The organism is Polynucleobacter sp. AP-Nickl1-40-C4 (genome assembly GCF_035012665.1).
Taxonomy (GTDB): domain Bacteria; phylum Pseudomonadota; class Gammaproteobacteria; order Burkholderiales; family Burkholderiaceae; genus Polynucleobacter.
Genome location: NZ_JAYGQR010000002.1, coordinates 323,073 through 346,954, shown reverse-complemented (window position 1 = coordinate 346,954; position 23,882 = coordinate 323,073). Strand labels below are relative to the sequence as shown.

Annotated in this window: 26 protein-coding genes and 2 tRNA genes; 21 read left to right on the top strand and 7 right to left on the bottom strand. The window is 45.8% G+C overall.

Annotated features, from left to right (window positions below; translation table 11 throughout):
* The first annotated feature begins 122 nt into the window (after nucleotides 1–122).
* From carA to VC182_RS04100, 4 genes are read left to right on the top strand one after another with little or no spacing between them, the layout of a single operon-like run.
* The gene (gene carA, locus VC182_RS04115; RefSeq protein WP_323484582.1) at nucleotides 123–1,307 is read left to right on the top strand and encodes a glutamine-hydrolyzing carbamoyl-phosphate synthase small subunit; all 1,185 of its coding nucleotides are present in this window, start codon (nucleotides 123–125) and stop codon (nucleotides 1,305–1,307) included.
* Complete coding sequence (gene carB / locus VC182_RS04110; protein WP_323484581.1) at nucleotides 1,307–4,570, top strand: carbamoyl-phosphate synthase large subunit; 3,264 nt, start codon at nucleotides 1,307–1,309, stop codon at nucleotides 4,568–4,570. The genes carA and carB overlap by 1 nt, the downstream gene beginning before the upstream one ends.
* Before the next feature lie 58 nt (nucleotides 4,571–4,628).
* Entirely contained in the window at nucleotides 4,629–5,105 is a 477-nt protein-coding gene (gene greA / locus VC182_RS04105) for a transcription elongation factor GreA (RefSeq protein ID WP_072582463.1), read from the top strand.
* Nucleotides 5,105–5,578, top strand: a complete 474-nt coding sequence (locus tag VC182_RS04100; RefSeq protein WP_323484580.1) for a DUF4149 domain-containing protein — start codon at nucleotides 5,105–5,107, stop codon at nucleotides 5,576–5,578. Before greA ends, VC182_RS04100 begins: the two co-directional genes overlap by 1 nt.
* A 28-nt stretch (nucleotides 5,579–5,606) precedes the next feature.
* Here the strand turns inward: VC182_RS04100 and VC182_RS04095 are convergent, their stop codons facing one another.
* Complete coding sequence (locus tag VC182_RS04095) at nucleotides 5,607–6,233, bottom strand: YhbY family RNA-binding protein (RefSeq protein WP_323484579.1); 627 nt, start codon at nucleotides 6,231–6,233, stop codon at nucleotides 5,607–5,609.
* A 126-nt stretch (nucleotides 6,234–6,359) separates the two neighbouring features.
* On the opposite strand from VC182_RS04095, the gene VC182_RS04090 reads away from it, so the two are divergent.
* From VC182_RS04090 to VC182_RS04055, 8 genes are all read left to right on the top strand, one after another.
* A complete protein-coding gene (locus VC182_RS04090) occupies nucleotides 6,360–7,034 on the top strand; it encodes an RlmE family RNA methyltransferase (RefSeq protein WP_072582460.1) in 675 nt (224 codons plus the stop codon).
* A gap of 146 nt (nucleotides 7,035–7,180) precedes the next feature.
* Nucleotides 7,181–9,058, top strand: coding sequence for an ATP-dependent zinc metalloprotease FtsH (gene ftsH / locus VC182_RS04085; protein ID WP_323484578.1), 1,878 nt, complete (start codon nucleotides 7,181–7,183; stop codon nucleotides 9,056–9,058).
* Nucleotides 9,059–9,107: 49 nt separating this feature from the next.
* Entirely contained in the window at nucleotides 9,108–9,947 is an 840-nt protein-coding gene (folP, locus tag VC182_RS04080; protein ID WP_072582565.1) for a dihydropteroate synthase, read from the top strand.
* A 29-nt stretch (nucleotides 9,948–9,976) separates the two neighbouring features.
* Nucleotides 9,977–11,320, top strand: coding sequence for a phosphoglucosamine mutase (gene glmM, locus VC182_RS04075; RefSeq protein ID WP_323484577.1), 1,344 nt, complete (start codon nucleotides 9,977–9,979; stop codon nucleotides 11,318–11,320).
* A gap of 100 nt (nucleotides 11,321–11,420) precedes the next feature.
* Nucleotides 11,421–11,765, top strand: coding sequence for a hypothetical protein (locus tag VC182_RS04070; RefSeq protein ID WP_323484576.1), 345 nt, complete (start codon nucleotides 11,421–11,423; stop codon nucleotides 11,763–11,765).
* A gap of 83 nt (nucleotides 11,766–11,848) precedes the next feature.
* Nucleotides 11,849–12,247 carry a hypothetical protein gene (locus VC182_RS04065; RefSeq protein WP_323484575.1) on the top strand — a complete coding sequence of 133 codons (399 nt, stop codon included), beginning with the start codon at nucleotides 11,849–11,851 and terminating at the stop codon, nucleotides 12,245–12,247.
* A complete protein-coding gene (locus VC182_RS04060) occupies nucleotides 12,244–12,810 on the top strand; it encodes a chromate transporter (RefSeq protein ID WP_323484574.1) in 567 nt (188 codons plus the stop codon). Before VC182_RS04065 ends, VC182_RS04060 begins: the two co-directional genes overlap by 4 nt.
* Nucleotides 12,807–13,256 (top strand): chromate transporter, encoded by a 450-nt coding sequence (locus VC182_RS04055; protein ID WP_323484573.1) that lies wholly within the window; start codon nucleotides 12,807–12,809, stop codon nucleotides 13,254–13,256. The genes VC182_RS04060 and VC182_RS04055 overlap by 4 nt, the downstream gene beginning before the upstream one ends.
* A 70-nt stretch (nucleotides 13,257–13,326) precedes the next feature.
* Here the strand turns inward: VC182_RS04055 and VC182_RS04050 are convergent, their stop codons facing one another.
* Both VC182_RS04050 and VC182_RS04045 read right to left on the bottom strand, forming a co-directional pair.
* Nucleotides 13,327–15,390, bottom strand: coding sequence for a TonB-dependent receptor (locus VC182_RS04050; RefSeq protein WP_323484572.1), 2,064 nt, complete (start codon nucleotides 15,388–15,390; stop codon nucleotides 13,327–13,329).
* A gap of 77 nt (nucleotides 15,391–15,467) precedes the next feature.
* On the bottom strand, nucleotides 15,468–15,836 hold the full coding sequence (locus VC182_RS04045; RefSeq protein ID WP_215271596.1) for a hypothetical protein: 369 nt from the start codon (nucleotides 15,834–15,836) through the stop codon (nucleotides 15,468–15,470).
* Nucleotides 15,837–15,897: 61 nt separating this feature from the next.
* On the opposite strand from VC182_RS04045, the gene VC182_RS04040 reads away from it, so the two are divergent.
* The 6 genes from VC182_RS04040 to VC182_RS04015 all read left to right on the top strand — a co-directional run bounded on the left by VC182_RS04040 (nucleotide 15,898) and on the right by VC182_RS04015 (nucleotide 18,547).
* Nucleotides 15,898–15,974: transfer RNA gene (locus VC182_RS04040), tRNA-Pro, on the top strand.
* A gap of 39 nt (nucleotides 15,975–16,013) precedes the next feature.
* A tRNA-Arg gene (locus VC182_RS04035) sits at nucleotides 16,014–16,090 on the top strand.
* 82 nt (nucleotides 16,091–16,172) lie between these two features.
* The gene (locus VC182_RS04030; protein WP_323484571.1) at nucleotides 16,173–16,574 is read left to right on the top strand and encodes a hypothetical protein; all 402 of its coding nucleotides are present in this window, start codon (nucleotides 16,173–16,175) and stop codon (nucleotides 16,572–16,574) included.
* A gap of 72 nt (nucleotides 16,575–16,646) precedes the next feature.
* On the top strand, nucleotides 16,647–17,330 hold the full coding sequence (locus VC182_RS04025; RefSeq protein ID WP_323484570.1) for a DUF3313 domain-containing protein: 684 nt from the start codon (nucleotides 16,647–16,649) through the stop codon (nucleotides 17,328–17,330).
* 9 nt (nucleotides 17,331–17,339) lie between these two features.
* The gene (locus VC182_RS04020) at nucleotides 17,340–17,603 is read left to right on the top strand and encodes an EF-hand domain-containing protein (protein WP_255538501.1); all 264 of its coding nucleotides are present in this window, start codon (nucleotides 17,340–17,342) and stop codon (nucleotides 17,601–17,603) included.
* 50 nt (nucleotides 17,604–17,653) lie between these two features.
* The gene (locus VC182_RS04015) at nucleotides 17,654–18,547 is read left to right on the top strand and encodes an alpha/beta hydrolase (protein ID WP_323484638.1); all 894 of its coding nucleotides are present in this window, start codon (nucleotides 17,654–17,656) and stop codon (nucleotides 18,545–18,547) included.
* Nucleotides 18,548–18,615: 68 nt separating this feature from the next.
* Here VC182_RS04015 and VC182_RS04010 read toward each other — a convergent pair whose 3' ends face one another.
* The 4 genes from VC182_RS04010 to wrbA all read right to left on the bottom strand — a co-directional run bounded on the left by VC182_RS04010 (nucleotide 18,616) and on the right by wrbA (nucleotide 21,319).
* Nucleotides 18,616–18,801, bottom strand: coding sequence for a hypothetical protein (locus tag VC182_RS04010; protein WP_323483093.1), 186 nt, complete (start codon nucleotides 18,799–18,801; stop codon nucleotides 18,616–18,618).
* A gap of 90 nt (nucleotides 18,802–18,891) precedes the next feature.
* Entirely contained in the window at nucleotides 18,892–20,307 is a 1,416-nt protein-coding gene (locus VC182_RS04005) for an FAD-binding oxidoreductase (protein WP_323484569.1), read from the bottom strand.
* A 2-nt stretch (nucleotides 20,308–20,309) separates the two neighbouring features.
* A complete protein-coding gene (locus VC182_RS04000; RefSeq protein WP_323484568.1) occupies nucleotides 20,310–20,693 on the bottom strand; it encodes a DUF2069 domain-containing protein in 384 nt (127 codons plus the stop codon).
* A gap of 17 nt (nucleotides 20,694–20,710) precedes the next feature.
* Nucleotides 20,711–21,319 carry an NAD(P)H:quinone oxidoreductase gene (gene wrbA, locus VC182_RS03995; protein WP_215322216.1) on the bottom strand — a complete coding sequence of 203 codons (609 nt, stop codon included), beginning with the start codon at nucleotides 21,317–21,319 and terminating at the stop codon, nucleotides 20,711–20,713.
* 22 nt (nucleotides 21,320–21,341) lie between these two features.
* Here wrbA and VC182_RS03990 point away from each other — a divergent pair, with 22 nt between their 5' ends.
* The 3 genes from VC182_RS03990 to aroC all read left to right on the top strand — a co-directional run bounded on the left by VC182_RS03990 (nucleotide 21,342) and on the right by aroC (nucleotide 23,880).
* Nucleotides 21,342–22,190 carry a YihY family inner membrane protein gene (locus VC182_RS03990; protein ID WP_323484567.1) on the top strand — a complete coding sequence of 283 codons (849 nt, stop codon included), beginning with the start codon at nucleotides 21,342–21,344 and terminating at the stop codon, nucleotides 22,188–22,190.
* A gap of 78 nt (nucleotides 22,191–22,268) precedes the next feature.
* Nucleotides 22,269–22,724, top strand: a complete 456-nt coding sequence (locus tag VC182_RS03985; protein ID WP_323484566.1) for a CBS domain-containing protein — start codon at nucleotides 22,269–22,271, stop codon at nucleotides 22,722–22,724.
* Nucleotides 22,725–22,767: 43 nt separating this feature from the next.
* Nucleotides 22,768–23,880 carry a chorismate synthase gene (gene aroC / locus VC182_RS03980; protein WP_323484565.1) on the top strand — a complete coding sequence of 371 codons (1,113 nt, stop codon included), beginning with the start codon at nucleotides 22,768–22,770 and terminating at the stop codon, nucleotides 23,878–23,880.
* Nucleotides 23,881–23,882 lie beyond the last annotated feature (2 nt).

Genomic DNA, 23,882 nt, shown 5'->3' with positions numbered 1-23,882 from the left:
CGAAACTTAATAAATACCCTAGCGCTTAAAGACACTCACCACCCGCAAAAATATCCCCGGGCTAGTCTTTTGTGGGGTTTTGAGCGTCGGATGGAGCAGGGACTGGAGATGGTTTGTCACCCTTGCTTCCTTCTTTTCCCCCAGCCGTGTTGGCCCTAGCCGACGGCACATTATTTCCCGGTTTTAGCATTGGCGCCCCTGGCGAAACTACTGGCGAAGTCGTATTCAATACCGCATTGACTGGATATCAAGAGATCATTACTGATCCCAGCTACTCACGTCAAATTGTTACCTTAACTTATCCGCACATCGGCAATGTTGGTGTAAATGCTCAAGATGCGGAATCAGATCAGATTCATGCGGCAGGCTTGGTAGTGAAGGATCTTCCAAAACGCGTATCCAATTTCCGCTCAGAAGGTTCCTTGGATGACTACCTTACCAAAGCTAGTGTTTTAGGAATTGCTGGCATAGATACACGTATGCTCACCAGAATTCTGCGTGACAAAGGCGCGCAATCCGGCGCTATTGTTGCTGGCAAATTAGGCGATAGCTACGAAACTTTAGGCGCGAAGGCTCTTGAGCTTGCTAAAGCTTTCCCTGGCATGTCAGGCCTAGATCTTGCAAAGGTAGTGACTACCAAGAAAGCCTATCAGTGGCGCGAGGCAGAATGGGATCTTCATGGGCCAAATGGCAAGCCTGCTTACAGAACATTAGATACTAGCAAGCCAATTAAAAAGGTAGTTGCTTATGACTTTGGTGTGAAACGCAATATCTTGCGCATGCTGACTGAGCGAGGCTGCGAATTAACAGTTGTGCCTGCGCAAACTAGCGCAGCAGAAGTGCTAGCCATGAATCCGGATGGCGTGTTCTTCTCAAATGGCCCTGGCGATCCTGGTCCATGCGATTACGCTATTGCTGCCGCAAAAGAAATTATCGAAAAAGGTGTGCCAACCTTTGGCATCTGTTTAGGCCATCAAATCATGGGTCTTGCAGCAGGCGCAAAAACACTAAAGATGAAATTTGGCCACCATGGCGCTAATCATCCTGTGAAAGATTTAGATACAGGTCGTGTTGCCATCACTTCTCAAAACCATGGATTTGCTGTTGATGCCAATACATTACCAAGCAATATTCGCGTAACCCATGTGTCTTTATTTGATGGATCTTTACAAGGTTTGGCATGGAATGACAAGCCAGCACTGTGTTTCCAAGGACATCCTGAGGCCTCACCAGGTCCTCATGACATTGCCTATTTATTTGATCGTTTTGTGGAGCTAATGAATGCTGCCAAGAAGGAGGGCAAATAATGCCTAAGCGTAGCGACATTAAGAGCATCCTGATTATTGGAGCTGGTCCGATTGTCATTGGACAGGCCTGTGAGTTTGACTACTCTGGAGCGCAAGCTTGTAAGGCATTGCGTGATGAGGGCTACAAAGTTATTTTGGTCAACAGTAATCCTGCAACCATCATGACTGATCCAGAGATGGCTGATGTTACATACATCGAGCCGATTACTTGGGAAGTAGTTGAGCGCATAATTGCTACTGAAAAGCCTGATGCCATTTTGCCAACCATGGGTGGTCAGACTGCACTTAACTGCGCGTTAGATCTGCACCGTCATGGTGTTTTAGAGAAATACGGCTGCGAATTGATTGGCGCTTCACCAGAAGCCATTGACAAAGCAGAAGATCGTCAAAAGTTTAAAGAGGCCATGACCAAAATTGGCTTAGGCTCTGCAAAGTCCGGCATTGCGCACTCAATGGATGAGGCTCACGAGGTTCAGCAGCAAATTCAGAAGCAAACTGGCAGCTCAGGTTTCCCAGTGGTTATTCGTCCATCATTCACCATGGGTGGCTCGGGTGGTGGTATTGCCTATAACCGTGAAGAGTTTGAAGAAATTTGTAAACGTGGTCTCGATTTATCGCCAACACGTGAGCTCTTGATCGAAGAGTCTCTCTTGGGCTGGAAAGAATTCGAGATGGAAGTCGTGCGTGATCACAATGACAACTGCATCATCGTTTGTTCGATTGAAAACTTGGATCCAATGGGTGTGCATACCGGTGACTCAATTACCGTAGCGCCTGCGCAAACGTTGACGGATAAAGAATATCAAATCATGCGTAATGCATCGATTGCGGTTCTGAGAGAAATTGGCGTTGATACCGGTGGGTCTAACGTTCAGTTCTCAATTAATCCAGTAGATGGTCGCATGATCGTCATTGAGATGAATCCAAGGGTATCCCGTTCCTCGGCTTTAGCATCAAAGGCTACAGGCTTCCCAATTGCAAAGATTGCGGCTAAATTGGCCGTGGGTTATACCCTTGATGAACTCAAGAATGATATTACTGGCGGCGCTACACCAGCATCATTTGAGCCTTCAATCGATTACGTTGTTACCAAGATTCCACGTTTTGCATTTGAAAAGTTCCCGCAGGCTGATTCCCGCCTAACAACGCAGATGAAGTCAGTTGGCGAAGTCATGGCCATTGGCCGGACTTTCCAGGAGTCTTTCCAAAAAGCGCTCCGCGGTCTTGAGGTTGGTGTTGACGGCTTGGATGAAGTATCCACAGACCTTGATGACATCATTAATGAAATTAATGAGCCGGGTCCAGATCGCATTTGGTATTTGGCAGACGCATTCCGCATGGGTATGGGTCTTGATGAGATCTATAGTGAAACTAAAGTTGATCCTTGGTTCCTGGAGCAAATTGAAGAACTGATCACCATTGAGACTGAGCTTAAGCAGCGCAAGATCGATAGCCTAACAGCTCCTGAGTTACGCTTTGTAAAGCAAAAAGGTTTCTCCGATCGCCGCTTAGCAAAGTTACTCAAAGTTGACGCTGCATCCGTTCGTGCAGCGCGCCATCGATTGAAAGTGGTTCCAGTCTATAAGCGTGTTGATACATGTGCGGCTGAATTCTCGACTAACACTGCTTATTTGTATTCAACCTATGAAGCAGAGCATGGTGAGTGCGAGTCACAGCCGACCAATAAAGAAAAGATCATGGTTTTGGGCGGCGGTCCTAATCGAATCGGTCAAGGAATTGAGTTTGACTATTGCTGTGTGCATGCTGCTTTAGCAATGCGTGATGATGGCTACGAAACTATCATGGTTAACTGCAACCCTGAAACCGTATCGACTGACTACGACACCTCAGATCGCCTGTACTTTGAGCCTCTAACTCTTGAAGATGTATTGGAGATTGTTGCTAAAGAAAAACCAAAGGGCGTCATTGTTCAATACGGCGGTCAAACTCCTTTGAAATTGGCTTTAGATCTTGAGCGCAATGGTGTTCCAATTATCGGCACTTCACCAGATATGATTGATGCAGCAGAAGATCGCGAACGCTTCCAGAAGCTACTACAGGATCTCGGATTGCGTCAGCCACCTAACCGTACAGCGCGTACTGAAGAAGAGGCTCTCAAGCTTGCCGAGGAAATTGGTTATCCATTAGTGGTTCGTCCTTCCTATGTCTTGGGTGGTCGTGCAATGGAAATCGTTCATGATGGTCGCGACCTTGAGCGTTACATGCGTGAAGCCGTTAAGGTATCCCATGACTCTCCTGTGCTGCTAGATCGCTTCTTGAATGATGCTATCGAATGTGACGTCGATTGCATCAGTGATGGTACAGCTGTATTTATTGGTGGCGTCATGGAACATATCGAGCAAGCCGGTGTTCACTCGGGTGATTCTGCCTGCTCGTTGCCTCCATATTCGTTATCCGATGCAACGGTAGAAGAGATTAAGCGTCAGACTGCGGCGATGGCTAAAGGTCTGAATGTAGTTGGCTTAATGAACGTCCAGTTTGCGATTCAGAATGTAGATGGCAAAGACGTCATTTATGTCTTGGAAGTAAATCCGCGCGCCTCACGCACCGTACCGTTTGTATCAAAAGCCACTGGTTTGCAGCTGGCGAAGATTGCTGCACGTTGTATGGTTGGTCAGACTCTAGAGCAGCAGGGTATTAAGGCTGAAGTGAAGCCGCCATACTTCTCAGTTAAGGAGGCTGTATTTCCATTTAATAAATTCCCAGGCATTGATCCAATTCTCGGACCAGAAATGCGTTCCACTGGCGAAGTGATGGGTGTTGGCAAGACCTTTGGCGAGGCTTTATTTAAGTCACAGTTGGGCGCTGGCATCAAATTACCGAAGAGCGGAACAGTTCTTTTGACCGTCAAAGATAGCGACAAGCCAAAAGCAATTGAAGTCGCTAAGTTGTTACATCAACTGGGCTTCCCGATGGTTGCCACTAAAGGTACTGCGGCAGCAATTGAAGCGGCTGGCTTACCCGTAAAAGTAGTCAACAAAGTAAAGGATGGACGCCCCCATATTGTGGATTTCATTAAGAATGGTGAGATTTCGCTTGTCTTTACTACTGTGGATGAAACCCGGACGGCGATTGCTGACTCTAGATCGATTCGAACCAGCGCTCAGGCTAATGGTGTTACGTATTACACAACCATCAGTGCCGCACGAGCGGTGATGGATGGTTTGTTGGCCTCTGAAAATGGCCGACTCGACTCCCTCGAGGTTTATTCCTTGCAAAACTTACATCGGGAGCTCATTTAATCTAAAATTAACTTTTATACGCGCGATTTTGCGCAAGAATTTAAGTTAGGTTAGTTTCATGAGCACAATTCCGATTACTAAGCGCGGTGCAGAACTTCTCAAAGAGGAGCTGCACCGTCTTAAACATGTTGAACGTCCTTCTGTTATTAATGCCATCTCCGAGGCTCGCGCTCAAGGTGATCTCTCTGAGAATGCTGAATACGATGCTGCTAAAGAGAAGCAGGGCTTCATTGAAGGCCGCATTCAAGAATTAGAAGGCAAGTTATCGGCAGCTCAAATTATTGACCCTGCTACTTTGGATGTTGCTGGCCGCATAGTATTTGGTGCTACTGTTGATCTTGAGGATTTAGAAGATGGCACTAAGCTCACCTATCAAATCGTTGGAGATGATGAGGCGGATATTGCCGTTAAGAAAATCTCCATCAGCTCACCGATAGCTCGTGCATTAATAGGTAAAGAAGAGGGTGACGTTGTTGCTGTACAAGCCCCAGGTGGCAATCGCGAAGTTGAAATCTTGGCTGTGCGTTACGTCTAATGCCCCACATCCGCACCCAAAGAATATTTAGCCTGATATCAGGTCTTTGGGTTGGTAGTTTCATCGCCATTGGATTTCTAGTGGCGCCTGTTTTGTTCTCTAGTTTGGGAGACAGACAGGTTGCCGGCATGATTGCAGCAAATCTCTTCAAAACCACTGCCTATATCGGTGTCGCCTTAAGCGCATTTCTAATGGTGATGGCAAATCACCTAGTAAGACGGGGTGGCGACCGTTACCGCATCGTTCGTTGGATCTTATTGGGAATGCTCGCATGCACTGTTGCTGCAGCATTCATCATTATTCCTTGGATGGATTCGTTGAGAGATCAAGCGCTCTATTCAGGCTTGTCGGTTCGCGAGTCCACTAATGCCACATTATTTTCACGCCTCCATGGTGTTTCTAGTGCAATCTTTATGATTCAAGCGGCACTTGGCCTAGCCTTGGTTTGGCGGGCAACAAAAAACGCCGACTAGCGGCGTTTTTGTATTTCACTTGCTTGAATTAAGAGCCAAGTGACTTTTTCTTAGTGCTGCTCATTCTGACTTTACGCTTCTTAATCGGTGCTGGCGCAGCAACCGCTTTTCTGTAGCCGGGAGAAGACCAGCCAATTTTTGACTCAGCCGCTTCAGAGCGTAAAACCCGCTTCTTAGGTGTTGCCGATTTCACTGCCGCAGCACGTGCAAATGGTGCCGCATTTGAAGCAGAGCGACGATCCGATCTTTCAGAGGTACTCGTGCGGACACCGGCTTTTGCTGGAGCACGATTTGACTGGCGTTTCGTACGAGGAGCCTGCAAAGATTTTTTAGTTTGCTTACTTGATCTACCTAGATTACTAAAAGCCTCATCCACCATATCTTTTGGTTTCCACAACACAAGTAACTTGCCGATATGTTGAACTGGAGCAGCATCAAGTTTGTCGCAAAGCTCTTCATACATAGCAATACGTGCCTCACGCTCATCACCAAAAACACGGATCTTGATTAATCCGTGATGATTGATGGCTAATTTAGCTTCTTTGATTACAGCAGGTGTTAAGCCATCGCCACCAATCATGACAACAGGACTTAGGTCGTGAGCGTCAGCTTTGAGGGATTTACGTTGTACAGGGGTAATAGTGAGTGCAGTCATGGTGTTGATGATAGAGCATTGAGGGTCTAAATTGCCCTTTTAGCTTGAATTTGCCTGTATTTTGATCGATTCCTTTTGCTTTAGAGCTCAGAAACTAGGAAAATAGACGGCGAAAGTAGGTAAGTTTTGGCAAAGAATAAATTTAATAAAAGTTGGTTGCAGGATCATCTATCCGATCCCTATGTGAAGATGGCTCAAAAAGAGGGCTACCGCGCTAGAGCGGTTTATAAGCTCAGTGAAATTGACGAGCAAGATCATCTTATCAAGGCAGGTATGACTATTGTGGACTTAGGGAGCGCTCCCGGGAGTTGGTCTCAGTACGTCCGCAATCGCCTCACTGAGCTTGGTAAAAGCAATCCCAAAATTGAGTCAGGCAAGCCAGATGGTCAGATTATTGCCATCGATATTTTGCCAATGGAAGATATAGCTGACGTAAGCTTTATTCAGGGTGATTTTAGGGAGGAAGAGGGGCTGGCTGCTTTAGAGGCGCTTTTACCGAAGAGTGCCGAAGGCAAAGTCGATTTAGTTCTATCGGACATGGCGCCAAATCTTTCTGGGGTTGGTGTTGCTGATGCAGCCAGAATGGCTTTTTTAGCAGAGATAGCCCTAGACTTCGCTACCGCTCATCTGAAGCCTGAAGGTGCGCTTTTAATTAAATGTTTTAACGGTAGTGGCTATAGCCAAATAGTGGAATCCTTTAAAAAGGTCTTCAAAACAGTTGCCTCCCGCAAACCTAAAGCATCTAGAGCAAAGTCTTCTGAGATCTTCCTTTTGGGTAGAAACCTTAAACCTCCTAAATAGGCTCTAAACACTGGCTAATACCCCCGTTTTTATAGGGTTTTATCAAATATATATGCCATTAGCTCTTGAAAAAGGGTGGTAGTAGAATCAAATACTTAGGAAGCAAATCGCTTTAACTCCTGGTTCACTCCAGAAAAGGACTCATTTTGAACGGCAATATGTTCCAAAAAATCGGCGTGTGGCTCATTGTGGGCTTGGTGCTTTTCACTGTTTTTAAACAGTTTGATAAGCCTAAGGACCAAACTCAGGTGACGTATTCCCAATTCATGGATGACGCTAAGGCCGGCAAAGTAAAGCGCGTAGATGTACAAGGTCGCACATTACAAGTGACGCCTGCTGACGGCACTAAATACTCCATCATCTCTCCAGGTGATATCTGGATGGTTGGTGACCTCATGAAATATGGAGTTCAAGTTACGGGCAAAGCTGATGACGAACCGAATATGTTGGTTTCTGCTTTGTACTATCTTGGCCCTACCTTATTAATTATTGGCTTTTGGTTTTTCATGATGCGCCAAATGCAAGGTGGCGGTAAGGGCGGTGCATTCTCCTTTGGCAAATCTAAAGCGCGCTTGATTGATGAGAATAGCAATACGGTTACCTTTGCCGACGTTGCAGGTTGCGATGAAGCCAAAGAGGAGGTCTTTGAGATTGTTGATTTCTTAAAAGATCCCCAAAAATTTCAAAAGCTCGGCGGTCGTATTCCGCATGGTGTGTTGCTTGTAGGGCCTCCAGGTACTGGTAAGACTCTTTTGGCTCGCGCCATCGCGGGTGAGGCTAAGGTGCCATTCTTCTCGATCTCAGGCTCTGACTTCGTGGAGATGTTTGTTGGTGTTGGTGCATCACGTGTTCGTGACATGTTTGAAAACGCCAAGAAAAATTCTCCTTGCATCATCTTTATTGATGAGATTGACGCTGTTGGTCGTCATCGCGGTGCCGGCATGGGTGGCGGCAATGATGAACGCGAACAAACACTAAACCAAATGCTGGTTGAGATGGATGGTTTCGAAAGTAATAGTGGCGTGATCGTAGTCGCTGCAACAAACCGCTCTGATGTGCTTGATAAAGCTTTGTTGCGTCCAGGACGTTTCGATCGACAAGTGCACGTAGGTTTGCCAGACATCCGTGGTCGTGAGCAAATTTTGCAAGTGCATATGCGTAAGGTTCCAATCGATCCTGACGTTAATGCTGCTGTTTTGGCTCGCGGCACTCCTGGTTTCTCAGGAGCAGATTTGGCGAACTTGGTAAATGAATCTGCATTGTTTGCGGCACGTCGAAATAAGCGTGCAGTAGATATGAAAGACTTTGAAGACGCTAAAGATAAAATTTATATGGGGCCTGAGCGCAAGTCAGCTGTTATGCGCGAAGAAGAGCGTCGCAACACCGCATATCACGAGTCTGGCCATGCTGTTGTAGCTAAGGTTTTACCTAAGGCTGACCCTGTTCATAAAGTTACCATCATGCCGCGAGGTATGGCGTTGGGTGTGACTTGGCAGCTACCTGAGTTTGATCGTGTGAACTTGTATAAAGATCGCATGATGGAAGAGCTGGCTATTTTGTTTGGTGGTCGTGCTGCAGAAGAGTTGTTCTTGCATTCTTCAAGTACTGGCGCTTCCAATGATTTTGAACGCGCTACGAAAATGGCTCGTGATATGGTGACTCGTTATGGCATGAGTGATAGCTTGGGCACCATGGTTTATGTTGATACCGAATCAGAAAGTATTTTTGGTCGCAACAGCACCAAAACAGTTTCTGAACTAACCCAACAAAAGGTAGATGCTGAAATACGTACGTTGATTGATAGTCAGTATGCTTTAGCTAGATCGATCTTGGAACAAAACCGAGATAAGGTTGAAGCGATGGTTGCAGCTTTACTGGAATGGGAAACTATTGATGCAGAGCAAATCAATGACATCATGGAAGGTCGCCCACCACGTGCACCTAAGCCACCTCCAGCAACTCAGTTTGGTAATTCCGCTGGTACTCCTGGCCCTGCTACTGGCAGCGCTCCAGCTACCGCTTAATTACACTATTTAGCTGTAGTCTTTGATGCATTATCAAAGCCTTCAAGAGATGCCCACAACTTGGCGTTGTGGGCGTTTTCTTTTTGATTTCTCCAAACGCAAGCGCCCGATTGTGATGGGCATTCTGAATGCAACGCCGGATTCTTTTTTTGATGGTGGTAAATTCAGAAGCGCTAAAGATGCTATTGCACAAGCGGAGTTAATGATCGAAAACGGGGTTGATCTCATTGATATTGGCGGGGAATCAACCCGTCCTGGTGCTGAACCAGTTGAGTTGCAAGAAGAGTTGGATAGAGTGCTTCCGGTTATTGAGGCACTGAAGGATTGCGGTGTGCCTTTATCAATAGATACCTACAAAGCAGACACAATGCGCCAAGCGTTGCATGCTGGTGTAGATTGTGTAAATGATATTTGGGCCCTCAGGCAAGCGGGGGCTTTAGAGGCTGTGATGGGCAGTCATCACTGCGGCATTGTATTAATGCACATGCAACGCGACCCCCTAACAATGCAATTTAACCCTGAATATCAGGACGTCATTGCCGAGGTCAAGCAGTTTCTAAATCATAGAGCGAAGCTTTTAATTTCGAAAGGCATCAGCAGTGACCGTATTGCTATTGATCCAGGATTTGGTTTTGGTAAGAGCTTGGAACATAACCTCAATATGCTGGCACACTTTGCTGACTTCTCGACATTAGGCTTTCCCGTATTGGCAGGAATTTCACGTAAATCGATGATTGGCAAAATTACCGGTAAAGATACCAACAAGCGACTTGCCCCAAGCATTGCCGCAGCAATTATGGCCGCCGATCGTGGCGCTCAAATTGTCCGGGTTCATGATGTTCCCGAGACTGTTGATGCCCTAAAGCTTTGGAGTGCTATAAATACTTAGTAACGCATCTAAGTTTTATAATGAAACCCATGAAAAAACAATACTTTGGCACTGATGGCATTCGAGGGGAAGTAGGCCAATTTCCTATAGTCCCTGAATTTATGACACGCCTTGGATATGCTGCCGGCAAAGTATTAACACGTGAAGCCAAGCCGGGTGAACGCTGCAAAATTCTCATAGGTAAAGACACGCGCGTATCAGGATATTTGTTGGAAGCTGCATTAGAGGCTGGGTTTGCTGCTGCAGGGGTGGATGTCATGCTTTGTGGCCCCATTCCAACCCCTGGCGTTGCATACCTCACCAAGGCATTACGTTTGTCTGCTGGCTTAGTGATTTCTGCTTCTCATAACCCTTATCAAGATAACGGCATCAAGTTCTTCTCTGCTAAAGGCGATAAGTTGTCTGATGAGTTTGAGCTTGCCATTGAAGCTGAATTAGAAAAACCTATGGGTTGTGTAAATTCAAAAGAGCTTGGTAAAGCCTTTCGCCTAGATGATGCTGCAGGACGCTATATTGAGTTTTGTAAATCAACATTTCCAGGCGAGCTAAATCTGAAGGGGTTAAAGCTTGTGGTAGATTGCGCCAATGGAGCTGCCTATCACACAGCTCCACATGTTTTTCATGAGCTAGGTGCTGAAGTCATTTCCATCGGCGTGAGCCCGGATGGTCGCAATATCAATGATGGTTGCGGAGCAACGGCACCAGCAGCCTTAATTGCTAAAGTTAAAGAAGTAAAAGCGGATCTAGGTATTGCTCTAGATGGAGATGCTGATCGCCTGCAAATGGTTGATGCTTCTGGTCGTTTATTTAATGGCGATGAGCTTTTGTATGTGCTGGCAAAAGATCGTTTGGATCGTGGCCAGCAGATTGGTGGTGCTGTGGGCACATTAATGACTAATCTTGCAGTTGAAAACGCTATTAAAGACCTGGGCATCGGTTTTGAGCGCGCCAATGTGGGCGATCGCTATGTTTTGGAATTACTCAAACAAAATGGTTGGATTATTGGTGGCGAAGGTTCGGGTCACTTGCTTTGCTTGGACCAGCACTCTACAGGTGACGGCACAATTGCGGCACTTCAAGTGTTAGCGGCAATGAGTCAAAACAAAAAGAGCCTTGCGCAATTATTGGATGCTGTCAAAATATTCCCGCAGGTACTTTTGAATGTGAAGTTTAAACCCGGTTACGACTGGAAGAGCGACGAAAGACTAAAAAACCAAATCACCAAGGTTGAGACTGATCTCCAAAACATTGGTAGGGTTCTGATTCGTGCATCCGGTACGGAGCCTTTATTGCGCGTTATGGTTGAGACTAAAGATGCTGATATTGCAATGAGTGCAGCCAAAAGTATTGCTGATTTGGTTCGCACTGCCTAACCCACTCAATTCGCTAAGAGCTTGGTTTACCCACTTACAACCTCATGAACTGATTTAATTTCACGAGTTGGTGATAAGCTCAAGAAAAAAGGATTATTTTATGAAGCTGCATCCATCCATTACCAATAGAGAATTTAAATTACTCATCAAGCCAAAGGGTCTTGATCGTCACGGCAGAATTTTGCTTCTTAGCGAACAAATTGTGAAGTTTTGCAAGAAAAGTAAGGTGGATTTTTTTCACCTTGATAATGCAAATACCGGGCTACGAAATATTTATTTTTACGATACTCCCGGTGAAGATTTCCGTTTAAATAATATTATTTTGCGAGTTCGAGAGTCACGACAAAACGTGTGGGTTGATGACTATGCAGAGTCACACTCAAGTATCGAACCCATGACATGGAGCATGCGTCCAAATTTAATCCAGCCCCACAAAAGAAAATAAAATCCAGGGCTCGCTTTAAAGAGGAAATCTTACGTGGCGATGCCTTGGGTTCTAAACGTCAAATCTTCTCAAACAATGCAATTTTGGATGCCGTTCCAATTGATAGTTTATTTGACAGATCAATTAGTGGGATTTGTGAGTATTTTCCAGGCATGGCAAATCTTTCGATAGATAAAAAAACTCCCGTACATATAGTTGGTGGTCCTACCAATAAGATTCTTGAAGCCTGCTTGCCATTAGGAAACCTGGTTTTTGGAGATGGTGTGCAAGCGCATTGTGAAATTGCCATTTGGATGAGGGCTGCTGGCGACCCTATTGTAGGCGAGCTTGCCTTTTCATATCGCGTAAACGATGAAAATCGCTCACAAGCCAAGGCTCATAAGAGGGCGGATAAGTTTTTTAAAAAGCTTCAAACTGAATTGGCTGATTGGTTAGAAATTGGTAGTACAAAAACGGCATTAATCTATGGAAAGCCTGAATGAGCTCCGCAAAATTAACTGATGAAGATTTGTCAGTAAGTTTACATGACCTCTTTTTCCAGTTTTTACTCATCGGCGCAGTAAGTTTTGGTGGAGGAATCATTGCTTATGAACGCATTCTTTTAATTGAAAAAAGACGCTGGCTTACTGCCGATGAATTCATGGGCTATCTTGCAATTAGCCAAACTATGCTAGGCTTAAATTCAGTGAACTTAGCGGTGTTAGCCGGAGATCATTTGCGCGGCATGTTAGGCGCTTTCGTGTCAACCATCGGCCTAATACTTCCTGGATCTCTATTTGTACTAATTATTGGTGTTGCATACACCACGAATACAGATCACCCACTAGCAAATATCATTTTGTCTGGAGTTGCAGCAGCTGCATGTGGTTTACTGGCGGCAATTACTTATCGGATCGGTGACGAGCACTGGAAGCATCTCAAGTCACTTTTCATTATTGTGCCAACCTTTATTTTGATGAGTCTGGTAAAGCTAAGTCTACCCATCGTCCTATTAATAATGGCTCCGATAGCAATTTATATTTATCGCCCAAGAGTTAGATCATGAACCATTTAGTTTCATTAGCACTCAGCTTTGGCTTACTGTCACTCCTGGCGGTAGGTGGCGGGACCGCTATATTACCGGAGATGCAATCCTTACTAGCTCATCAATTTGGCATTGATCACCTGCGTTTTGTACATATTTATAGTATCGGACAAATTGCACCAGGCCCTAATATGTTGATGGTCTTGGTGATCGGATTTCAGGTTGCTGGCCTAGTAGGAGCGGGAGTTGTTCTGCTCTCATTTTTCTTGCCATCGAGTATTTTGTGCTTTTATGCTGGTCGTATTTGGAATCGCTTTGGTGAAAGCCCTTGGCGCAGAACCATCCAAAATGCTTTGGAGCCCATTTCGATTGGACTAATGATATCCGGCGTCTATGCTGTTGCCAAATCTTCTATCATTAGTCCTATCACTCTGGGATTGGCTTTAACTTCCCTGTTTTCATTTTGAGAACAAAAATCAATCCTGTATTTGTTATTCTGGGCTCGGGTTTGGTGGCAACCCTCATCACCAAGTTCCTTTAAAAAGCAGCTCGAACCCCAATCATGGCGCTGCGACCCGGTTGGGGTGCGTATAAGCGTACCGTCTCTGGCGTTGTGGCATAACGAATATCTTGATTCAATAAGTTTGTCAGACGCAGATAGCCTGTCCAAGAGATGCTGTTAATTCTTTCAGTGTATGACACGCCTGCATTGAGTAGGTTGTAGCTCGGCGTGGGGCCAATCTCAAAGCTAGCTAAGCGCGTCTGCTCAAAAGCATGGATGTAAGTAGCATTCATTTTCCATTGATTTACTTGTTGGGCAATTTCAGCCCCTAAGCGTGGGGCTGGTTGCAGGGGTAAATTACCGCCACTATTAAAAGTCCCTTGAGAGGCGTCACCAAATAGGCGAGTGCCAACGCCATTTTGCTGCCAGTTGTAGGTTAATTCTCCTTCAACCCCTTTAATGGTGGCATTTGCTTGTTGGGAGGCTACTACTGGATAGTTGGTATATCCATCACCAGAGACTGTATTTCCAGTGTAGAAGCCATAAATGTAGTTACTGAACTGATTTTGATAGATGTTGGCTTTACCTTGGATGAGTCCAATCGTTTTTTGTATACCCAATTCAATGTTGTGCGAAGTCTCTATTTGTAAATTGGAATTACCCACTATGTATGTGGCGGTAGCATCGTGTGGACCGAAAGCGTAAAGCTCGGGTGCACTTGGTGCCCTTTGTGAAACGGTGTAGGCTGCAGCTAGTCCATAGCCTTTAGTCACTTCGTAAATAGTTCCCAAAGAGTAGGAGCCCAAATTAAACTGACGGTTAATTAATGAAGGTGGGCTATAAGTAGAAATCGAGTCGGCGTAAACGCTGGCCTGATTGGGGTTCTGGGTAACATAGTTGTAGCGCAAACCAAGACTATTTTTAAAGTCACCAAAATTACCTTGCTCCACCCAAAATAGCGCATTGGAATTGGTGACTGTTTGCGGAACGATATCTGCATTGCCACTAGCGATATCGGTTGCCGTTAGTTTGGCGGTAGAGGATTGCAAGCCAACACTACCTTTCCAGCCCATCCAGGATTGATGATCTAGTACCGCGCGTAATTCTGTTGCATCATTTACCCAATTAGTTTGCGGCACGCCGTTGTTATCAAATTCATTGTGCATGTAATGGCTATTAGAGATGCTGAATTTGAAAGCGCTAAAACCATCCATAGGATCGCGGGTTTCATGCTGCAAATCATAGCGATTTTGCGATTGGTTAATAAATCCGCCATCAGCAGTAGGAACGCCATAGTCATGATTAAGGCGCAATAGTGAGACCCCGGTATAACCATGATCACCAATATAAGAAGCGCCCAGCCCTAAGTTATTCTCATTATTAAAGGAGAAGGGTAGCTTGCTAGAGTAGGGCACATTTTGCGGAACGCCGGGGCTGATTGCCCAGTTAGCATTCGGCCCACCTTGCTCTGCGTAGCCAGGGATTTGATAGTTATTGGCATTGCTAATGGCGGTATCAATATGAAAGGCAATTGGTCCGGTGGATGTATCGAATACTGCGCTGGCGGTCTTGTCTTGATTGACGGTTTCATAGCTCGTATTTACTGACCCCGTTGGCTCCCCTGGGAGGGAGGTGGCAATGCGATCATTAATCACATTGACCAAGCCGCCGCTCGAGCCAGACCCATACATCAATGCAGATGCGCCGCGTAGGATTTCAATTTGACGCGTACTTTCTAAGGGGTTGGCGGTAGCATGATCTGCCGAAATACTCGATACGTCACTCACCGATAGGCCATTTTCTAAAATCTGTACCCGCGCACCTTCGAGCCCACGAATGACTGGTCTGGAAGCGCCCGCTCCAAATCCGGTTGCAGAAACCCCCAGTTCATTGGAGAGGGTGGCGCCCAGGTTGTTACCCAGCTTATTTTGCAACTCATCGCCTGACAAAACTTTGCTCGGGCTCATAAGATTATTTTCGGAGATGGCGTTCGATTCAATCACTAAGCCGCCATTCGGATCTTCCGCTCTTGCGGAGTAAGGAAGGCTTACGCCCAAAGCGCTTAATAAAGCCAATTGATAGGGGATTCTAAATTTCATACTTCACTCTTAAAACTATTGAACTATTTCAACAGGTAAATGCACATAAATTCTCTAATAAGGCGAGGGCAATGTAATTAAAGAGTGATGCTGGGGGGAGCTCGAGATTGATAGGGTGAGGCAAGAGCCTGGAAAACCGTTACCACTAAGAGCGGGGTAAAAGTGCCTGAATAAGAAAGCACCCCGATAGAAGATTGAACATCTGGCGCAATAAAACTGGCGAGGGTTAAGGCATCAAATAAATGGCAATCGGCTGCAGCATGAGATATGCCAAAGGAAGTGCGATCGCCAGTGTTGAACTCTAAATTAACGCCCTGGAAGCCGGCATGCGAAACGCTATGTGCAAAGCCTAAATACTGGGTGCCCAAGAGGCTAAATAGCAAAAAGCCAAGAGCGATTAACGCTCGCGTTTGCTTGCTAACTTTGCCGTTAAAAAGGGTGCTCATGGGCCTGAATATTACAGGATTTGGCCCTCAGCAACATGTCGGTGTACAATATGGATTCCGTCGGAGTGTAGCGCAGCCTGGTAGCGCACCTGCTTTGGGAGCAGGGGGTCCAAGGTTCGAATCCTTGTACTCCGACCACTTTCTCAAGTTTCACCATTTAGTCCCAGTACACACAGACTGCCTATAGCTCAGCTGGATAGAGCAACGCCCTTCTAAGGCGTAGGTCGCACGTTCGAATCGTGCTGGGCAGGCCAGATATCCACCATTCGCACCATAGCTTTCAAAGCTCCAATCATTTATGGTCACCTTTAGGCTGCATTGTCATAGAATGCTTCGATGAATATTCATTTGATCAAGATTAGTACATGTCTAATTGGCTCGGTCTTAATTCTTTGTTCGTGCTCTACCGCTAAGTTAGAGGCACGCCTTGAGGCCAATCCCCAGTGCAAAGATGTTGTGAACCCCAAAACAGGTGCTTTAATGCCTTGCCCTGGTTCAGATAAGGCGTTTTATAGAGAGGTCGGTTTAGCTCCAGCAAAGCCGGCTCCGACAGTGAGTAATCCAATCGCTTCGTCGCCAACGGCAGCAACTACAGCAACTTCAGTGCAGGCACCATTGAATAATATTCAAACGTCAGCACCTGCGGGATTACCTCAGACGACTCCCGCTCAAGTTGCATGCAAACCCCAGATACATAAAAAGACAGGTGGCACCTTGCCATGTCCAGCCTCGGACTAAATTGATATAGGTATGATCATCTTTATTAATAACGGTCTTACAAATTAACTTAACCCATCACTCGGAATCGCCATGAATAAAATGAAAGTACTGTTAGCATCCTTTGCTACAGCAATTACTTTGGCTGCATGTAGCAATGCACCTAAATTGGCTACGCAGCCAATGCCTAGATCTGGATTCTTGCCTGATTACAATATTTTGGTTCCAATGGCTAGCAGCGATAAAGATACTCGTATTTGGAGATATCGTATTTCAGGCGTGAACCCTGGTTCATATACTGCGGTTATCTTGGACCCGATTTACCTGAATCAAAATGCCACTAAGTCAGTCAACATCGATGACATTAATAAGGCAAAAGCCGCACTACAGGCCTCTATGGTTGAGGCTGTTAATTCTCGCGGCACCATCAAGATAGTTAATAAACCAGGACCTGGTGTTGCGCGCATCTCTGTTGGCATCACTGGCGCGGAAAGTTCAGCCGATAGTTTGCAACCCTGGAATTTCACCCCAATTGGTTTGGCAATGAATGCAGCTGCTTATGCTGGTGGGGTAAATTCCAAAACACCAGCGCTGTTGGTTGAGAGCAAAATAACTGATAGTCAATCAAAACAATTATTAGGAGAAGGCTTGATTACCATTCAAGGGGAATCCTTTAGGACTAACGCCGGATCTGCAGATTCATTTGTTGCAATGGCGAAGAAAGTGGTCCGCTCAGCAATGGAAACATCCGCCAACCCAGTGCCAACTGGTCAATAAGTCTTCATCATGAAATCCCTCATTAAAAAAATAATCGCCATTGCCTTGTCATCTCTGGTGGCAATCCCATTATTAGCCTTGGCTGATGATGCATCTCGCGATAAAGAAATTGCTGAGCGATTTGCTAAATGCGATGTCAATCATGATGGCAAGTTAACTAGAGAAGAAGCTAATGGTTGCATGCCTCGTATCTATGACCACTTTAGTTACATCGACTCAAGCAACAGAGGTTATGTAACTGTGGCTGAAATTCAGGCTATGGCTAATCGTTGATATTTAAAATATAAGAGCCTCCTGTGAGGCTCTTTTTTATTGGGTTAATGATGTCTGTATCTTTTCCAGGTTTTGAAGCTAAAACATTTTCCACTGACTCTGAAGATGGTTCAATTGATATCTCATATCTCATTGGTGGTAACGGTCCTCCATTGTTGCTACTCCATGGGTTTCCCCAAACGAAGGCCATCTGGAGCCAAGTAGCTCCTGAGTTAGCCAGAAACTTTACGGTAGTTGCTGCTGACTTGAGGGGATATGGTGCGTCATCAAAGCCCCACGGCAAAATTGATCACTCAACATATTCAAAAAGATCAATGGCCGCAGATCAACATGCATTGATGAAAAGTTTAGGCTTTAATCAATTCTTCTTGCTTGGACATGACAGAGGTGGAAGGGTTTCTCATCGCCTGGCAATGGATTTTCCTGAAAGTGTTTTGCGCTTAATGGTCCTAGACGTATCTCCAACATTAACCATGTATGAGAACACCACCATGGAATTTGCTAAGGGATATTGGCATTGGTTCTTCCTGATACAGCCAGAGCCAGTTCCAGAAACCTTAATCGGCGCTAATCCTGAGTTTTGGTTAAAAAATCATATGGGTCGCCATGCGGGTACGGGAATATTTTCCCCAGATCGATGGTCGGAATATTTGGCTGGGGCCTGCAATCCAGAAGGCATGCATGCGATGTGTGAAGATTACCGCGCTGCCGCTTCGATCGACCTTATTCACGATCGCTCGGATCGTGCTGCAGGCAAGATGTTGAAGATGCCACTGAAGGTGTTGTGGGGTGAACATGGCTTAGTAAACCAGTGCTTTAAACCCTTAGAGGACTGGGGGGCTGTGGCAAGGGATGTTTCTGGAAAAGCTGTTCCCAGCGGTCACTACATACCAGAAGAGATTCCTGACGTATTGCTGGCGGAGGTCAGGAACTTTTTTGGCTAAAAACTCAACAAGTCAGCTTTAAAACAAAAAAACCCTAAATAAATCAAATATTTAGGGTTTTTTAACAATCACTCAGGGTGAAAGTTATTGCTTGCCATGAAGCTAATAGTACGTTCGAAGCCAAGGATCCGGATATAACGCCAAGCAATATCTCGGTATTTAGTGTCCAGGTAGCCAATAGCTACTTCAGGCGTCCTTGTGGACAAGTCGATCTCTTGAATTGCGCGGGCCCAACGTTTGAGTCTTGTTGACATATTTGTCACCTCCATGCCTATACAACGCATGAAAAAGCGGTCGAGATGACACGAATTACAAAATATTTATCAAAAAAACAGCTGTTTTTCTTAAATGGAGACAACTTTATGGGGATTAAGGATATTTTGGGGGTCTAAAGCTCTTTTGAGGGTCTTCATGAGCTCGTGGGCAACTTCACCCTTATGAGCCCTTAAGCCCTCCAATTTGAGCTGTCCTACCCCGTGTTCTGCAGAAATGGAGCCATTACAGCGCTCGACCTGGGCATATACGAGCTCATGAATGGGTTTTTCATTGATTTCGTTGAAAGTCTTGGGGTCTATGCCCAAGGGTGGGGCAATGTTGTAGTGCAAGTTTCCATCCCCTAAATGGCCAAAATTGATGATTCTGACACCCGGAAACTTTGTCCTCATCAAGGCATCGGTTTGTTTGATAAAGCAATCAAGCGATGAAAGGGGGATGGTGATGTCATGTTTGAGGTTTGCGCCTTCTTCGGCTTGCGCTAGCGTAATGTGTTCCCGCATATGCCAAAAAGCATTGGCTTGACTTAAGTTGCTAGCAATAACGGCGTCGCTGATAAGGCCGGATTCGAAGGCTTCCTCCAAAATGGTTTCCAGAAGTTGTCTGACATGGTCCTCGCTCTCATGATCTGACAATTCAATCAGCACGGTAAATGGTGGCTTACCTTGCAGTGGATTTGCCATTTGAGGAAAGTGCTTCTCATTTAACTCCAAAGACTCCTGCGTCATCATTTCAAAACCGGTGAGCAATGAGGTTGCCCGTTTCTGAAAAAGATTTAAAAGTGCAATTGAAGAGGCGATGGTTTCACATGCGACAAGGGTGGTCCATTGAGAGATCGGTAGCGGGTATAACTTCATGACTGCAGCAGTAATGATTCCCAAAGTACCTTCAGATCCAATAAACAAGTCACGCAAATCGTAACCCGTATTGTCCTTGCGCAAACCTTTAACGCCATTCCAAATCTCACCTTTAGCAGTAACAACTTCAAGACCTAGACATAAATCACGTGCATTACCGTAGCGCAACACATTAGTTCCACCGGCATTGGTTGCTAAGTTACCGCCGATCATGCAACTACCCTCAGCACCCAGACTTAAGGGAAATAAAAATCCCTGCTCAGCAGCTTTTTCTTGCACGGCTTGCAAAATGCATCCCGCCTCAAGTGTGATGGTTTGATTGGCACTATCGATCTCACGAATCTGATTCATGCGCTTGAGATTGAGGATGACTTGCTTACCGCTGTTATCGGGCGTAGCGCCGCCACAAAAGCCGGTATGACCGCCTTGAGGGACTATAGCAACCTGGCTTGCGGCGCAGAGTTTGACGATATTTGCTACTTCAGCAGCATTACCAGGCAAAAGAACTGCCAGTGCTTTTCCCGTAAAGCGTTTACGCCAATCAGTTAAGTAGGGCGCTTTATCCTCATCTTGAGTCAGAATATATTTTGTCTCAAGGACTGTGGATAGCTGATTGATGAAGTTTTGCATTCTTACTCCGCAGCAGCCTTCTTGAGAGCCTTAGCTTCTTTTTTGATGGGCTTTAGATACATGAGTAAACAAACAAAGCCGATTGTTGAGAGAATAGTTTCTAGCAACGCAAGCCAAAAGTTGGTCCCTGTTTCAACAATGCGAACTAAGCCTTCGGTTGTATATAGCAATATCAACATTGAGGCCCACTGCATTGTGTAAACCCTTCCTTTCCATATCCCAGGAATAGCGAATAGCAAAGGGATGCCTTTCAGGATTAACCAGGATCCACCAGGTCGGAGAGGGGAGACGAACCACTCCCAACAGACACACAAGATAAATAAATCAATAAAAGCAGCTGTTGCTATAAGTTGGTATGGATTTTTGTCGAGACTCTTTTTTATCATGATGACTGCTGAATGCATTACCTTTTGTTTTGAAAAAGCATTAAGGCAGCTTCAGCTAAACGCTTACCCTGTGCCTTTGCTAGGCGCTGCTCTTCAGGGCTGATGGGCGCACGTCCATCGGCATGGGCGAGATGAGTTACTCCATAGGGACTGCCGCCTGTATTTGAAGACATGAGGTCAGGCTCGCTGTAAGGAATGCCCATCAGCATCATGCCGTGATGCAACAGTGGAATCATCATTGTTAAGAGGGTGCTTTCTTGACCGCCATGCATGCTGCCGGTACTCGTAAAGACGCAGGCCGGCTTACCAATTAAGGCGCCATTCAACCACTCTGAAGAACTACCGTCCCAAAAGTATTTCATCGGCGCTGCCATATTGCCAAAACGAGTCGGAGACCCTAAAGCAAGACCAATGCACTCCTTTAGGTCTGAATATTCAGCGTAAGGCGCTCCATCCTGGGGAACGGCTGCCTCAGTAGCTTCACAAACCGCAGAAATGGGGGGCACGGTTCTCAAGCGGGCATTTGCCCCTGGTACGCTCTCGATACCCTCGGCAATCAGGCGCGCCAGATCCTTGGTTGCACCATAACGGGAGTAGTACAAAACTAAAATATCGTGTTGGCTCATATTGATCTCTTATGATACGGCGATGCGCCTTATTCGTAACCCCCAATTATGGCTCTCTCTGGCTAAAGAGATCTGGGAGCGTAATCGCGGTCAAAATTTGAAGCAAATTGCAGCCAGCCTAGCATTTACAACAACTTTATCCATGGTGCCGATGGTCACGATCGCCACCATACTGATCGGCCACCTCCCACGCGTAATTCAAGTAAAAAATACCTTTAGATCCTGGCTTTTGGATACCTATATGCCTGGCGGCATTAATCAGCAGGCATTTATTTATTTAGAGCAATTCTCATCCCAAGCAAAAGGCTTAACCTATGTGGGCTTGGCCGGACTGATCATCACGACAATCATGACTTTAGCGGTGATTGAGGGTGCCTTTAACCAAATATTCAAGGTCACTGCAAGACGCCCTTTGTATAAAAAAATTGTGATCTATAGTGCGGCAACTATCCTAGGTCCAATCATGCTTGGCGTTGGCATTTACTTGAGTGGCGTTTTATTTAGTGCTTCAGAAGGCTGGATCAGCGCGGTATCTTTTGGCTTTCAACTGGTGGCCGCGATTGCCCCAATCTTTTTGGCCATTCTGGTCTATGCAGTGGTCTACAAAATTCTTCCTTACGCCAAGATTTTGTGGCAAGACGCCTTTACGGGAGCTTTTGTTGCAGCGCTTGCCTTTGAGCTAATGAAGTTTGGATTTGCCATTTTCTTGGGCGATACAGCCTTCTATAAAACGGTATATGGCGCTTTTGCGATCTTGCCTCTCGGTTTAACGTGGATCTATATGACCTGGTGGATTACCTTAACTGGCGCGGTATTGGTGGCTAATTTGCCGGATATTCGAAGCGGTGTCATTAGGGTTATTCGTTACTAAAAGTTGCGCCTAAGCTCTTGATTCGCGGAGTTCTTGAGTCTATATTGGATCTATAAATACATTGTTTTCGGAGACCAAATGAAAGTTCGTGACATATTACGCGTCAAGGGAAGCACCCTTTTTACAGTAGCCCCTGATACGGCGCTGCAAACTGCAGTGCTAGTAATGAGTGAGCACGACATTGGTTCATTAGTGGTGATGGAGTATGACAAACTGGTTGGTATTCTGACCTTCCGTGAAGTCATTGCCGCTTTAGCTAAGCATCACGGCAAGCTTGAAGGTCTTCAAGTGAATACTGTGATGAATCAAACACCTTTGACCTGCAATATGGAAACCGAGATTGATGAGGTTCGGCGCATGATGCTGGTAGACCATGCGCGCTATTTGCCAGTAGTCGATCAAAAGATGTTGATGGGCGTTATCTCTTTCTACGACGTAGCAAAATCGGTAGTGGAAGCCCAGGACTTCGAAAATACGATGCTTAAGGCCTATATTCGTGATTGGCCAGAAGATGCTGAAAAAGCAGCTTCCTAAGTCGTTCTAGCCATCATTTTCCGACAAATGACATAATGTCGATATGTCAGGAAATACTTTAGGCCTCCTTTTTACTGTTACCACTTTTGGTGAATCCCACGGTCCCGCAATCGGGGCGGTGGTTGATGGTTGCCCACCAGGCATGAATCTTTCCGAAGCTGATATTCAGCTAGATTTAGATCGGCGCAAACCAGGCACATCCCGTCACGTGACGCAGCGCAAAGAAGAGGACAAAGTTGAGATCCTCTCTGGCGTGTTTGAGGGCAAAACAACAGGCACCCCAATTGCGCTATTAATCCGTAATACAGACCAACGCAGCCAGGATTATGGTGATATCTTGCAGACCTTTAGACCTGGTCACGCAGATTATGCGTATCAAAATAAATATGGCATTCGTGATCCCCGTGGTGGCGGTCGCTCATCGGCTCGCTTAACAGCGCCCGTTGTTGCTGCGGCAGCGATTGCAAAAAAATGGCTTCATGAAAAATATGGCACTGAGTTTTATGGCTACATGAGTCAATTGGGCGAACTTGAAATTCCATTTAAAGATATTGCTCAGATTGATCAGAATCCATTTTTTGCTGCAAATGCAGAAATCATCCCTCAGCTTGAAGGCTATATGGATGACTTGCGTAAAGCAGGGGACTCTTGTGGCGCACGTATCGAGGTACGAGCTCGTAATGTTCCTGCGGGTCTGGGTGAGCCTTTGTTCGATAAATTGGATGCCGATATTGCGCATGCCATGATGGGTATCAATGCAGTGAAAGGTGTTGAGATTGGTGCCGGCTTCAAGTCAGTGTCTCAACGTGGCAGCGAGCATGGAGATGAGCTTCATCCCGATGGCTTTGCAACGAATAATTCTGGCGGTACCCTGGGCGGCATTAGTAGCGGACAAGATCTCCGTGTTTCTATAGCAATCAAACCAACTTCTAGCATCATGAGCCCAAAGCAATCCATTGATTTAGATGGAAAGCCCATAACAGTCCAAACCAAAGGTAGACATGATCCTTGCGTTGGCATTCGTGCAACACCAATTGCTGAAGCAATGTTGGCGCTTGTTTTAATGGATCACGCTCTACGTCATCGCGCCCAATGCGCTGATGTTCCGGATGCCGCGTCTATTCCAGCCTCTCAACCAGGCGCATTCCGCGATTAATG